Source organism: Cloacibacillus porcorum (genome assembly GCF_001701045.1).
GTDB lineage: Bacteria > Synergistota > Synergistia > Synergistales > Synergistaceae > Cloacibacillus > Cloacibacillus porcorum.
The window spans coordinates 1,931,980-1,946,300 of sequence record NZ_CP016757.1 but is presented as its reverse complement, the minus strand read 5'-3'; the positions used below and the strand labels follow the sequence as shown (position 1 = coordinate 1,946,300).

Below are 14,321 nucleotides of genomic sequence, written 5' to 3'. Positions count from 1 at the left end.
CTCCTTCACGATGTATTACTTGGATATTATTTTTTGATCACCAGAAACAGGCTCGAATCGTCCACCTCAAATATTTGCCACTCGTATCCCGCTGCGCGTCCGATCATTTCAAGTCTTTCGCGCCGGTGGGTCGTCGCGCGGAAGCCGTCTCTGCAGACGATGACGCCCTCTTTCGTTTTTTCCATATCCAGTTCGCCGAGCAGCCCCTTGGCGGCCTGCTCCCTGAACCACGCCAGCCTGCCTTCCCAGAATTTCGCATGGTAGGTGCTGAAAAGGGCGGTCCCGCCATTTTTCAGCGATTTCAGCATCTTTATGACGAAAGCCTCCGGATCGTCAGCCTTTACGGAGGACAGCCCGTTCTGCAGACATAATATGGCATCGAAACGCTCCTGCATATCAAGGCGGTGCGCGTCCATAACCAGAAGCTCGGCGTTCGTTACATCCTTGAGATAGTTTTTTCCGTAGGCGACGTTTTTCTCCGAAATGTCGATGCCGGTCACACTTTTGACACCGGGCGCGATCTCCCTCATGATCCGGCCATATCCGGCGGCAATTTCAAGGACGCAGTCACTCTTTTTCAGATGGCTCCGCACGAAGTCTATCTCCCTTTCCAGATATTCGGCGACCCGCGGCAGCTCCGTCTCGTATACCTGGCGCAGCCGCTCAGAATGCAGGTTTTCTGCGTAATAATTTATCTTCGCCACTTTGTCTCCTTACCTCCCAAAAGCTGTTTTCTCATCGCCGCCTGCTGTCCGCCGCGGCTTCACCGTAACGGGTGCGATATAAGGCGCGGGGCCGGGCTCCGTTATGTGGACCCGGCCCCCGCCGATGTATCTTAGTGTTTTGTCACAAGCTCCGTAAGAAACGCTTCGTCCGCGAGATAGGGCAGAGTGATATGCTGTCCCGTGCGGCTGCCGTTGAAGGAGGCCGAGACCTCGAGCGCGCCGTCGTTCCTCGCCCAGGCGCGTCTGGCGACGCCGCTCATCACGTCCCAGTTCATCGCGCTCTTTATCGTCTCGTCAACACGGTATGAGCCGTCGAGCACGAGGCCGAAGCCGCCGTTGATCGCCCTTCCTATTCCCACTCCGCCGCCGTTGTGGAGCGTGACGAGGCTCATGCCGCGCGCGGCGTTGCCCGCGTAGCAGAGTGTCGCCATGTCGGCCATGATGTTGCTGCCGTCTTTGATGTTCGCCGTCTCCCGATAGGGGGAGTCGGTGCCCGATACGTCGTGGTGGTCGCGTCCGAGCATTACGGGGCCGATCTCGCCGTTTCGCACCATCTCGTTGAATTTAAGAGCGATACGGATGCGCCCTTCGGCGTCCTGGTAGAGAATGCGGCACTGGGTGCCGACAACGAGCTTGTTTTTCTCAGCATCGCGTATCCAGGCCCAGTTGTCGCGGTCCTGGAAGCGCCTGTCGGGATCGATACAGGCCATTGCCGCCATGTCGGTCTTGTGCAGATCCTGCGGATCTCTAGAGAGGCAGCACCAGCGGAAGGGGCCGTATCCGTAGTCGAAGAGAAGCGGTCCCATGATGTCTTCGACGTAGCTCGGGAAGATGAATCCGTCATGCGTGTCCGTGCCGTTCTTCGCCACCTCCGTAACTCCCGCGTCGTAGATGGCGCGCAGGAAAGAGTTGCCGTAGTCGAAGAAGTAGCTGCCGCGGTCGACGAGGATCTTTATCAGCTCAAAATGTTTGCGGAGCGAGCTGTCGACAAGTCCTCTGTATTTTTCCGGCTCCTCTTTCAGCAGCCTGGTGCGCTCTTCGAAGGTGACGCCGCAGGGGCAGTATCCGCCGTCGTAGGCGGCGTGGCAGCTGGTCTGGTCCGAGAGCAGGTCGATGGTAATATCATGGTCGACGGCGTACTGGAGGAGATCGACGATATTGCCGTAGAAGGCGATCGAATCGACCTCGCCTCTGTCCATCTCATCTTTAGCCATTTTGAAGGCCTCTTCTGGAGTCTTGGCGATCTTTCTCACCCAGCCCTGTTCGTGGCGCGTCTCTATCCGCGACCAGTCCACCTCGGCGGTGATCGAGACACAGCCGGCGATGTCCGCCGCCTTCGGCTGCGCGCCGCTCATGCCGCCGAGGCCCGAGGTGACGTAGAGACGTCCCCTCAGCCCGTCGCCGCCCTCGCCGAACTTGATGCGGCCCGCGTTGAGGATGGTGTTGTAGGTGCCGTGGACGATGCCCTGAGGCCCGATGTACATCCAGCCGCCCGCGGTCATCTGCCCGTAGTTGGAGACGCCGAGCTGCATCGCGCGGTGCCACTCCTCCTGGTTGTCGAAGATGCCGACCATCAGGCCGTTGGTGAGCATCACGCGCGGCGCGGTGGGGGAGGATTTAAAGAGGCCGAGCGGGTGTCCCGATTCAAGGACGAGGGTTTGGTCCGGCGTCAGGATCTCAAGGTATTTCTTTATCAGAAGATACTGCATCCAGTTCTGGCAGACCTGCCCCGTCTCGCCGTAGGTGACGAGCTCGTAGGGATAGAGGGCGACGTCGAAGTCGAGGTTGTTGTCGATCATCACCTGAAAGGCCTTGCCCTCAATGCAGCCGCTTTTGTATTCGCCGATGGGTTTGCCGCAGAGCTTTCCCTCCGGGCGGAAACGGTAGCCGTAGATACGTCCGCGCGTGCGCAGCTCCTCGAGAAATTCGGGGGCGATCTCCGCGTGATACTCCTCGGGGATATAGCGCAGGGCGTTTTTCAGCGCGAGCACCGTCTCCTTTTCGTTTAGCGTGTAGACGCGGTTCGGCGCGCGGCGGTACCGCTGGTCAAACTCCTTCTTGGGCGGCAGTCCGTCGGGAAATTCCAGCCTAACCTTCATTGCGTTTTCGAGCGATCTGTTGTCCATCATCTCTGTCTCCTCCTGTTATTCCTCCGCGGCGGATGCGCGGAAGATTTTTGTTTTATTTTTTGCTGTTTATAATCTAGCCCCCGCGTATAAAATTTGTGTAAAATAAAGGGGTGGATTTTATCCCTTTATTTTTTGCGCGAAACGGGTTTTCGACGTTTTTGACAAAAATTTTATATTCATTTGACGGCGGAAAATAAAAATCCAATCGTGGGCGAATAATATTTTTAAGACGGAGGAAAAACGGTTGAGTTTGAAGCTGCATCTTCTCGGCGAGGCCTATATAGAACAGGATGGCGGACGGATGGCCATGCCCTTCAAAAAGGCGGAGGCCATTCTCTTCTACCTGGCCCTTGAGGGGCGATGTCACAAAGAGCGGGTGAAGTGCCTCTTCTGGGGGGACCGCGGCGAGCGGCAGGCCTCGGGGAACCTGCGCAACGCCCTCTATCTGCTGCGGAAGGCTCTGCCTCATAACTTTGTATCCGAGCGCGGCTATCTCAGCCTGACGGACTTCGTCACCGACCTGGAGGAGCTGGATATCTCAAGCGCCGCCGCCGCGATACCGCCCGCGCTCTTTGAGGAGCCTCTCTGCGGCTTTGAATCGGTTGATTCGCCCGATTTCAGCGACTGGCTTGACGGCGCGCGCCGGAGGATACGCGACGAGACCGTTCTCCTTCTGCGGAAAAGATTGTCCTCTCTTGAGGGAGAAGTGACGGAGGATAGCCGTATGGAGCTCCTTTCGGCGCTGCTCCGGCTTGACCCCTACGACGAGGAGAGCATGGCCGGACTGATGGAGCTCTATATAAGACAGGGAGCGGCGGTCAAGGCCCTCTCCCTCTGTAGGGCCTTCTGCGAGAGACTGGACGGCGAGCTGGGCGTGAAACCTGGGCCGCGGCTGCGGCGTTTGGCGCGGGAGCTTGCCGAAGAGACGCCGCGCGCGGGCGGACATGATGGGCAGTATTTTTGCTGCCGCGAGAGAGAGGTGCGGAAGATAATTGACCTTCTCAGCGCCGCGGGAGGGCGAACGACGCTCTTTTTCATCCACGGAGAGGCGGGGGTGGGGAAGACCGCGCTCGTCAATTACGTCACGGAGCTCCTTGCCGGGGAGAGAGGCGAGCTCTTTACCGCCTGCCCGATGTCCGTCGGCGAAAAATTCCCCTATTCCTCGTGGAATAATATCGCCGTGCGCCTCGTCGAACGCCTGCGGGAGGAAAACCTGACGGTCGAGACGGCCGCTTTGTCCCTTTTATCGCGCCACTTTTACGGCATCTCCGACGAAGAGAGCCGCGGTACGCCGCTCATCCAGGAGCGGGACGTCTTCGCGGTGGGAAAGGTGCTTGCCGGCCTCGCGGCGCGCCTCTACAGGGGAAAGCCGCTCTTCTTTATCTTTGAGGATATGCACTGGTTTGACGAGCAGTCGCTCAGCCTGCTGCGCGTATTTCTCCCTGAGCTCCGCGTACCGGCGGCGGTCTTTATGACAAGCCGTCCCGAGAGCTCTGAACGGATAATCAAGATGATCTATAACATTAAATCGGTCCCCGTTGGGGATTTTCTGCATATGCGCCTGCAGCCGTTCAACGGCGAAGAGGTGCTGCGCTTCTGCCGAACCTTCATCTCCGATGAGGTGGTTAAGGCCAGAGGCGCGGATTACTTCATGCGCGAAAGCGAGGGAATGCCGCTGCTTCTCGCGGAAATGGTGCGGATGCTGCGCGACAACAGCGGCGCCGAGTGCCGCGACGGCCTGCGCGGGCTGATCATGAGCCGGATGGACGAACTCGAGCCGCTCCAGCGCGAAATGCTTTCGGCGCTCTCGGTCTTCGGCGCTCCCGCCGCGATAGAGGATATCGCCATGCTTCTTGAGGCGGAGACGGAGCAGATAACCTCCGCGGCGGAGGAGCTGCTGCGCCGTGGCCTGATCTGCGAGGTGAAGGAAAACGACGACTACGGCGTTGACTTTCTCCATGTCAATGTGCGCGAGTGCGTCTACAATGCCATTCCCGGTTTTAAGAGAAAGCAGCTGCACCGGCGCATCGCCGGTATCCTGAAGCGCCACTATTCGCCGCATATATGGAGCCCGGCGCTCTCCGCGATGCTGTGCCACCATCACAGCATGGCCGGTGAAAAGAAGGCGGTGCTCGAACAGCATTTGCAGGAGATGAGCTTCCATATAAATCTGAATCATATTCTCTTTCCGATGATACGGGACTCCGTCCTGCTCAAATGCTCGCTTCCCTTCAGCGACAGGGAGGAGACGGAGGCGAAGTTCCGCCGCATAGGCGAGATACTGCAGAGCTGCGGCGCGGAGGAGATATCGGATGAATCGGAGCTGCGCCGCCTGGAGGCCTCCTATCTTGAAATGTACGGCGGCTATAAGATCAACTGGGGCGAATACGAACAGGGGCGGCGTCTGACGGACTCCGCGCTGGAGATCGCCGGCGCGGACGGATTTGACGAGATCGCCATGCACTGCCTGGAGGATATTGCGCACCACTATCTGCAGACCGACAGGAGCAGGGAGCTCTCGGAAACGGGAGAGAGGATACTTGCCCTTGCGCGGCGGCTGCAAAAGGAGAACCATGTCGGCCTCGCGCTGCGGCTGATCGGCATGGCCAGCCTTATCGATGGGAACTACGAGAGGGCGGAGGAGATATTCCGCGAATCCATAGCGGTATTCGAGGGGCTGGAGCTTACCGGAAAGTTTTACACTCTGAGCCTGCTCGCGCCTCACTGCTACATCGGCGAGATGCGCCAGTGGCGCGGGGAGAGCGCCTACGCGATGGCGCAGTTTGAATACTGCATCGAACGCTGCCGCAGGGCGAAGCTCTTCTGGGGCCGCAGCCATTTCTGCGCCCACGCAGCGGATACGGCCATTGACCTTGGCGACTGGCAGCTTGCCGCCCGCCATATAGACGACGGCGTCTCCCTATTTGAGAGCTCGCGGGGCGGCCACTGCAGCTCGCTTCTCTACAGCCTTAAAGCGATCTGCGACGCGCGGCGCGGAGATTTTGACGAGGCGGCGGCCTCTCTGAAAAAGGCCGACTTTCTCTCCGCGATCGGCAAAAAGAGCTGGTGTGCCGCGCAGTATATGGCAAAGGGCTGGGTCGGCAGGCTTGCGGCGCAGTCATCCGCCGCGGTGAACGGCTGCCTTGACCGGCCGTGGGAGGACTACGCCCGCGCGGCCGTCAAACTCTACGGCGGTTTTGGCGCGGAATTCCGCGCGGAGCGTATCAGAAAAGAGTTCGGGCTTTAGGGATATTTTCAATGTAGTGGGAATCCGAGGGATCAAAGATCATCTGCTTTGTCACGGATTCCTGCACGCGCCAAAACTCGCCGTTGGGTACGATCCTCCATATTTTGCACTTCTCCCTCTTCCACATCAAAGGGCGAACGGTCTCTGCACACCGTGTCAAAACACTTTTCCGCAAATCTCTTGCTTTTCAGTGAGCACAGCGGCAACAGTGACCGGAGGCCGATATCTCTCATTGTATCTATTCTTCCTCTTTGTAACGTTGTTTTATAAAATATAATTGTTTTTCGTCGTTTTTGGCTAAAGGCGAAACAAAAGAGGCAGGCAGCCCCGCATTTCGCGAAGGCCGCCTGCCTCTTGAGGAAGGATCTGTTTTTTTATTTCATAAGGCGGGCGCGTCTGCCTGCTTCGAGAGCGGCGAGCGCGGCCTGCGGATCTTTCATCTTGCTGAGGAAGATCATCGCGGCGATGATGTAGGGTTTGAAGCTGGCCTCTTTGTAGAGCGGCACGCGGTAACGGTCAAATACCGAGCCTGCCACTTCGCCCTCTTTGCAGCTCACGCCGGTGATGTCGGCGGGCAGGCAGTGGAGGTAGAGCGCCTTGCCGTTCCTGGTCTTCTTCATCATCTCTTCGGTGCATTCCCAGTCCTTATGGTTCGCGTTCTGCGTGAGGAGCTCCTTCTCAAGAGTCTTGATGCCGTCGAAATCCCCCGCTCCGTAGAGGTTGGTGCGCTTTTCCATCGCCTTGAATGGCGCCCAGCTCTTGGGATAGACGATATCCGCGCCTTCAAAGGCCTCGGCCATGTTGTTGGTCTTGCGGAATGAACCGCCGGAGGCCGCGGCGTTTTTCTTCGCCACCTCTTCGACATCCTCCATCACTTCATATCCCTCGGGATGGGCGAGAACGACCTCCATGCCGAAGCGCGTCATCAGGCCGATGACTCCCTGGGGCACTGAGAGCGGCTTGCCGTATGACGGTGAATAGGCCCAGGTCATCGCGACCTTCTTGCCCTTGAGGTTCTCTACGCCGCCCATTTCGTGGATGACATGGAGCGTGTCTGCCATCGTCTGTGTCGGATGGTCGATGTCGCACTGCAGGTTGACGAGCGTCGGGCGCTGTTCAAGAATACCGTCCTCAAAGCCCTCTTTGACGGCGTTGACGATCTGGTGCATGTAGGCGTTGCCCTTGCCGATGTACATATCGTCACGGATGCCGATGACGTCGGCCATGAAGGAGATCATGTTCGCCGTTTCGCGGACTGTCTCTCCGTGCGCCACCTGAGATTTGCCCTCGTCGAGATCCTGCACCTCAAGACCGAGGAGGTTAGAGGCCGAGGCGAAGGAGAAGCGGGTGCGCGTCGAGTTGTCGCGGAATAGCGAAATGGCGAGGCCGCTGTCGAAGATGCGTGAAGAGACGTTGTTCTCGCGGAGCGTGCGCAGCGCGTCGGCTACCGTGAAGACCGCGTCGAGTTCGTCGCGCGTCTTTTCCCAGGTGAGGAAGAAGTCGTTATTGTACATATCGCCAAAATTCAGATTGTTCAGTGCGCCGATGTATTTTTCCATAAGTGACATTTTATTATCCTCCTAATTTTATATAGACGTAAAATTCGTGTTCGTGCCTAAGCGGTCATTCTGTTACTTGCAGTACAGCGTTGGCAGGGCGGCGTATACGGCGGCGCAGGTGACGAGGTCCTGCTTCCAGGTCTTCTCGTTGGGGGCGTGGGCCTGCGCCTCGGCTCCGGGTCCGAAACCGATGCAGGGAATGCCGTTGCGTCCCATTATGGAGACGCCGTTCGTGGAAAAGGTCCATTTGTCCGTCAGCGGGCGCGCCTTTCTCATCTCTGCGGTCTCTTCCGTACCGATACGGGCGCTGCCGTAAAGGTTTTTATAGGCCTCTTCCAGAGCTTTGGTGACCTTGTGATCCTCGGGGATGACCCAGGTGGGGAAGTAGCATTCGATTGGGTAGACCAGCCCTTTGTAAGAGGGGCGGGAATACTCGTACATGGAGACGACCACGTCGTCGCCGTACTTTTTCACCGCGGGAAGCGCGCGGATCTCGTCGAGGCAGCTCTCCCACGTCTCGCCCGCGGTCATGCGGCGGTCAAGGGAGACGGCGCACGAGTCGGCGACGGCGCAGCGGCTCGGCGAGGTGAAGAATATCTCGGATACCGTAACCGTGCCGCGGCCAAGGAAGTTCGCCTCACGCCATTCGGGGTTGTACTTCTCGTCAAGCATCTTCACAAGGCCCTTTACGGCTTTGTCGTCGGCGGCGTCGTTCTCGTTCAGGGCGCGTACGTCCTGAAGGATGTCGGACATCTTATATATCGCGTTATCGCCGCGCTCGGGGGCCGAACCGTGGCAGGAGATGCCCTTGACGTCGATGCGTATCTCCATGCGGCCGCGCTGCCCGCGGTAGATTCCGCCGTCGGTCGGCTCGGTGGAGACGACGAACTCCGGACGGACCTTGTCCTCGTTGATTATGTACTGCCAGCAGAGGCCGTCGCAGTCCTCTTCCTGTACCGTTCCCGTGACGACCACCCGGTACTTGTCTGAGAGCAGGCCGAGATCCTTCATGACCTTCGCGCCGTAGACCGCGGAGACGATGCCGCCGAGCTGGTCGCTGGTGCCGCGTCCGCCGATCTCCGTCTCGCTCTCGTATCCCTCGTAGGGATCAAAATTCCAGTTGGAAAGCTTTCCCAGCCCTACGGTGTCTATATGGGCGTCGTAGCCGATGAGCGTTTTGCCGCTGCCCATGTAGCCGAGAACGTTGCCCATCGGGTCGATCTCCACCTTGTCAAATCCGACCTTTTCCATCTCCTGCGCGATGCGGTTGATTACGCCCTCTTCGCCGCAGCTCTCGCCGGGGATAGCCACGAGGTCGCGTAAAAATCTTGTCATATCCGCCTTGTAACTCTCTGATGCCTCTTTGATCGCCTTGAAATCCATAACTGTTCCCTCCGTCTTCAAATCTTTATATTTTTTAATACTTAAAGCTCTTTGGCGCAGGCGCCGTCCCAGACGACGCGGCGGTAATTTTCCGGATCGGTATCTCCCTCGGTGGAGAAGAGGAGTATCCGTGATTTTTCATCGATGCCGAGCCTTTCGCGAAGCGGCGCGAGGCTTTCGTCCGTCATCAGCGAGTAGAGGAAGCCCGCGGGCGCCGCTCCCGATTCGCCCGATACTACGCGGGTATCTCCCGCGAGCGGCGCGCCGAGTACGCGCATGCCGTTGGCCGCCACCCAGTCGGGGACTGAGACAAAGACCGCAACCTTATCTTTCAGTATCTGCCACGATGAGGTGTTGGGCTCGCCGCAGGCAAGGCCCGCCATGATCGTCTGCATGTCGCCGTCGACGATGCGGATGCCGCCGTCTCCCGCGCAGGCCGATTTATAGAGGCAGTCTGCCTGGTCAGATTCCACCACCACGAAGGTGGGGGGATTTTCGGGATATCTGTTTGCAAAATAACCCACGACCGCGCCCGCCAGCGAGCCAACGCCGGCCTGGACGAATACGTGGCTCGGGGCCTCTTTCGCCGCCTCCGAGAACTGCTGGTCGGCCTCCATCGCCATCGTGCCGTAACCCTGCATGATCCAGGCGGGAATCTCTTCGTAGCCCTCCCAGGCGGTGTCCTGGACGATCACGCCGCCCGGTGTTTCGCCCGCCGCCTTCGCAGCCTTGCGTACGCAGTCGTCGTAATTTAATTCTTCGATCGTCGTCACCGCGCCCTCTTTGCGGATATTGTCAAAGCGGGCCTCCTGCGAGCCCTTCGGCATCATGATCACCGATTTCTGCCCCAGCTTGTTGGCCGCCCAGGCGACGCCGCGCCCGTGGTTGCCGTCGGTGGCGCTGAAGAAGGTGATATCGCCGGTCTCCTTTTTGAGTTCGGGGGAGGTGAGCACGTCGTAGGTGAGCTCCTCTATCGGACGTCCGGTCAGCTTTGAAATGTAGCGCGCCATCGCGAATGAGCCGCCGAGCACCTTAAAGGCGTTGAGCCCGAACCGGTAGGATTCGTCTTTGATAAAGAGGTCCTTAATCCCGTAAAACTTCGCGAGCTCTTTCAGCTCCGCCAGCGGCGTCACCTTATATTGCGGAAAACTTTCATGGAAGGCGCGCGCGGCCTTCACATTGCAAAGAGCCATTATTTCGAGCTCTTTGTCCTCTGTCTTGGGCATCTTGTTCTCGATCCACTTGATACTATTCATATCAGCCGCTCCTCCGTAAGATAAATTAACTTTCTGTATCTGTAGAGTCTATATAGTTGTAAAGTGTAAATTTTGAAATCTTGAATAATTTGCAGACGCGGTCCCCGGATTTCAGTATCTGGAAGGCGCCGTTATTTTTGAGGTACTGGACCGCCTTTATCTTGTCGGCCTTCTTCATCATCGGCACCGGCTTCCCGACGTGGCGCACGGCGTTGTCGATCAGCTCGTCGAGCAGCTCGTTGACGTTCTGCGGGATACGCTCCGGCTCTTCGCTCTGCGGCGCGACGTGCAGGAAACTCTTCATTGTGGTTTCGGCCATCGCGAACTTGGTGATGTCGTAGTTGACGCAAAAAATTCCTACCGGCTTCCCTTCGTCGTTCTTTATATATATAGAAGAAGATTTTATCAGCCGCCCGTCAGAGGTCTTTGTTAGGTAGTCGTAATGATCCTCAAGCTTTTCGGCAGGGGCCTTGAGCGACTCAAGGACGATATGCGACGGCCCGCCGCCGACCTCGCGGTGGGTTACGTGTCCGTTCTCGATGGCGATGATGGTATTATCCTTATTCTCCGACTCAAGGTCATGGATGACGATCTCGCAGTCTTCGCCGAACTGAGCGGCAAGCCCCTTTGCAAGTCGTTTCATGAAGTCTACGGATGCTGTATCCTGCATGTAATCATCTACTTTCGAGTTGACCTAATTTTTACAATTACCTCTGTCGTTTGTATGTACTGAATATATCACAATAATTTTCCTAGTCAAGGGTTTTTCTAAAAAATTTTTTGAAATTCTAAAAAAAATTTTGACGAATCTATTGCTTTTCATTTTATATGTGCTAGAATCAGGTTAAACAGATTGAAGCACAAAATAATAATGACAGGTTTATGCCGTTTTACATGACATAAAATGCCGATATCTAAAAAATTTTTATATGTTAGCGTCAATACAACCATATCACAGGAGGTTTCTGGCATGAGCGACCGAATGACTCCCATCCCCTTTGGGATATTAATGAAGTGGATTCTCGAAGATATGAAGAAGGACAAAGGCGTCTTTGGCGTGCGCTTTCCCTACAAGGCTGACGGCGCGGCGCTGAATTTTCTCGGAGAGAAGATCGAAACGCCCTTCGGCCCCGCCGCGGGGCCGCACACCCAGCTGGCGCAGAATATCGTCGCCGCCTATTTCGCCGGATCGCGCTTTTTTGAATTGAAGACCGTACAGACGCTCGACGGGGAGGATCTGCCCGTCGAGAAGCCCTGTATCGACGCGCGCGACGAGTGCTACAACGTCGAATGGTCCACCGAACTGCGCGTGTCACAGGCGCTTGGCGAATATGTCAAAGCGTGGTACATCCTGAAGCTGATCTCAAAGGAATTTTCACTCGGCGCTCCCGACGGCTTCATGTTCAATATGAGCGTAGGATACGACCTCGATGGCATCAAATCAGAGAAGATAGATTCTTTTATAGAGGGGCTCAAAGACGCGCGCAAAACCGAGGCCTGGAGGGACTGCGAGGCCTGGACGCTCGCGAATCTGAAATATTTTAAGAATATCGACGAAAGCTACGTCAAGGCTATCTCCCCGGCAGTCTGCGGCTCCATAACCCTTTCAACGCTGCACGGCTGCCCGCCGCAGGAGATAGAGCGCATAGCCTCCTATCTTTTAGACGAGAAAAAGCTCAATACCTTCATTAAATGCAACCCGACGCTACTAGGATATGAATATGCCCGCACGAAGATGGACGAACTCGGCTTTTCCTACATGAAGTTCGACGACCATCATTTCCTTGACGATCTGCAGTACGCGGACGCGGTGCCGATGATAAGGCGTCTCTCGGAAAAGGCGGCCTCGAACGGCCTTGGATTCGGCGTGAAGCTGACGAACACCTTCCCGGTGGATAATCCCAACGACGTAATGGCTGGCGGCGAGATGTATATGTCCGGGCGCGCGCTCTTCCCGCTGACGCTCGAGGTGGCGCGCCGTCTTTCCGAGGATTTCGGCGGAGCGCTGCGTATATCGTGGTCCGGCGGCGCCGACGCGGAGAACATCGCGGAACTCTACGGCGCCGGTATCTGGCCAGTGACGGTCGCGACTACGCTCTTGAAGCCGGGCGGCTACCAGCGGGTGAAGCAGCTTGCCGACGAATATGCCGCGCGCGGCTGCGAACCCTTCCGCGGGGTGGACAACGAAAAGATTGAAAAGTTCTCCGCGCGGGCGTCGCTTGATAAAAAGTACCGGAAGCCGGCGAAAGCCGCCCCGAACAGGAAGATAGAAAGGGCCGTTCCCCTGACCGACTGCTTCATTGCGCCCTGCGAAGAGGGTTGTCCTATAAAACAGGATGTGCCGGAATATATCAGGCTTGCGGGAGAGGAACGCTACGGCGAGGCGCTTGCCGTGATCCTCGACAAAAACCCGTTGCCCTTTATCACGGGCACGATTTGCAGCCACCGCTGCATGAGCCGCTGCACACGCAGCTTCTATGACGAGTCCGTGGAGATACGCTCCGTCAAGCTGCTCTGCGCGGAAAAGGGTTTCTCCGAGGCCATGAAGGCGCTTCCGCGCCCCGCCGCGCTGAGCGGCGCGAGGGCCGCGGTTATCGGCGGCGGCCCGGCGGGGATGGCGGCGGCCTACTTCCTCGGGCGCAGCGGCATCAAGGCGACAGTATTTGAAAAAAGCCCCATATTCGGCGGAGTCGTCAGCCGCATCATCCCCGATTTCCGTATCGGCGCTGAGGCGGTGGCCAGGGATCTGGAGATAGTATCCGCCTATGGGGCGGAGTTTGTCGCGAACGCCCCTCGCCGTAGCGTTGCGGAACTTAAAGAGGCAGGGTTTAAATATGTGATAATAGCCAACGGCGCCTGGAAGCATGGAAAGTTAGAGCTCAAAGAGGGGGAGACGACCGACGTCTTCGATTTCCTCGAGAGATATAAAAAGGGCGAGTGCGGGGAGCTGGGAGAATATGTGGCCGTAATCGGCGGCGGCAACACGGCGATGGACGCCGCGCGCGCCGCGAAGCGGGTCCTAGGCGTGCAGAGGGTGAGCCTCATCTACCGCCGTACCAAGGCCTATATGCCGGCGGATCTGGAAGAGCTTGAACTGGCGCTGAAAGAGGGCGTCGTCTTCCGCGAACTGCTCGCGCCGAAGGCCTTCCGCGACGGCACGCTCCTCTGTGTGCGTATGACGCTGGGCGAACCCGACGCCTCGGGACGCCGCCGCCCCGTAGAGACCGATGAGGCCGTCGAGATACCGGCTGATACGGTCATCACGGCGGTCGGCGAAGAGGTGGAGAGCGAATTCTTCACGGACAACGGATTAGCCGTAGACGCCAGGGGCCGCGTTGTGTGCGGCGGCGATATGTCGGTGAGCGCCGCAGGGGGCAAGCCTGCGGATGCGTCTGCCGCGAGCGCGGACAACGTCTATGTTATCGGCGACGCGCGCCGCGGCCCCGCGACGGTGGTCGAGGCGATCGCCGACGCAAGGGCGGCCGCCGACGCGATCGCCGCTGCCGAGGGGCTAACGGTCGGCGGAACTGCACATACCGACAGCGGCAGCGCCGAAGCGGCCATCGTCAAGAAGGGGATCATCGCCGCTCCCAAAGAGCCGAGTGAAGAGGCGAAACGCTGTCTTGAGTGTTCCACCGTCTGCGAAAACTGCGCGGACGTCTGTCCGAACCGCGCCAACGCGGTGGTGACGGACGCGGCGGGGCGCCCCCAGATAATACATCTGGATCTGATGTGCAACGAATGTGGCAACTGCGAGACCTTCTGCCCCTGGAAGAGCGCCCCCTATAAGGATAAATTTACCTACTTTGCCACCGAACGGGACTTCGCCGACAGCGCGAATTCCGGCTACGCGGCGGCTGCGGAGGGCTATCTGGTGCGTTTGAATGGGACCGTATACCGCGGCGGCAGAGAGGAGCTTGCGGCAAAACTGCCAGCAGAGGTGCTCTCGCTGATCACTGCCGCGGAGGAGCAGCTTTGCTTGACATCTTTTCACGGAATAGAGAGGGAATAGAAAATTTTCA

General features: G+C 57.9%; 8 protein-coding genes. 2 read left to right on the top strand and 6 right to left on the bottom strand.

All coding sequences use genetic code 11. The features are described from left to right. Nucleotides 1–26 precede the first annotated feature (26 nt). Both BED41_RS08690 and hutU read right to left on the bottom strand, forming a co-directional pair. On the bottom strand, nt 27–704 hold the full coding sequence (locus tag BED41_RS08690) for a class I SAM-dependent methyltransferase (protein ID WP_066744914.1): 678 nt from the start codon (nt 702–704) through the stop codon (nt 27–29). Nucleotides 705–835: 131 nt separating this feature from the next. Beyond that, complete coding sequence (gene hutU / locus BED41_RS08685; protein WP_066744912.1) at nt 836–2,854, bottom strand: urocanate hydratase; 2,019 nt, start codon at nt 2,852–2,854, stop codon at nt 836–838. Between the two features lie 244 nt (nt 2,855–3,098). Between hutU and BED41_RS08680 the strand changes: the two genes are divergently transcribed. Further along, nucleotides 3,099–6,101, top strand: coding sequence for an ATP-binding protein (locus tag BED41_RS08680; RefSeq protein WP_157102309.1), 3,003 nt, complete (start codon nt 3,099–3,101; stop codon nt 6,099–6,101). Nucleotides 6,102–6,475: 374 nt separating this feature from the next. Here BED41_RS08680 and ygeW read toward each other — a convergent pair whose 3' ends face one another. The 4 genes from ygeW to BED41_RS08655 all read right to left on the bottom strand — a co-directional run bounded on the left by ygeW (nt 6,476) and on the right by BED41_RS08655 (nt 10,969). Next, nucleotides 6,476–7,669: a knotted carbamoyltransferase YgeW gene (gene ygeW, locus BED41_RS08670; RefSeq protein WP_066744906.1), complete on the bottom strand. Its 1,194-nt coding sequence runs from the start codon at nt 7,667–7,669 to the stop codon at nt 6,476–6,478. 63 nt (nt 7,670–7,732) lie between these two features. After that, the gene (locus BED41_RS08665) at nt 7,733–9,043 is read right to left on the bottom strand and encodes a YgeY family selenium metabolism-linked hydrolase (RefSeq protein WP_066744904.1); all 1,311 of its coding nucleotides are present in this window, start codon (nt 9,041–9,043) and stop codon (nt 7,733–7,735) included. A 41-nt stretch (nt 9,044–9,084) separates the two neighbouring features. Then, a complete protein-coding gene (gene dpaL / locus BED41_RS08660; protein ID WP_066744903.1) occupies nt 9,085–10,299 on the bottom strand; it encodes a diaminopropionate ammonia-lyase in 1,215 nt (404 codons plus the stop codon). A 25-nt stretch (nt 10,300–10,324) separates the two neighbouring features. After that, a complete protein-coding gene (locus BED41_RS08655) occupies nt 10,325–10,969 on the bottom strand; it encodes a helix-turn-helix transcriptional regulator (protein ID WP_066744902.1) in 645 nt (214 codons plus the stop codon). 300 nt (nt 10,970–11,269) lie between these two features. Between BED41_RS08655 and ygfK the strand changes: the two genes are divergently transcribed. After that, nucleotides 11,270–14,311, top strand: a complete 3,042-nt coding sequence (ygfK, locus tag BED41_RS08650) for a putative selenate reductase subunit YgfK (RefSeq protein WP_066744900.1) — start codon at nt 11,270–11,272, stop codon at nt 14,309–14,311. Nucleotides 14,312–14,321: the final 10 nt, after the last annotated feature.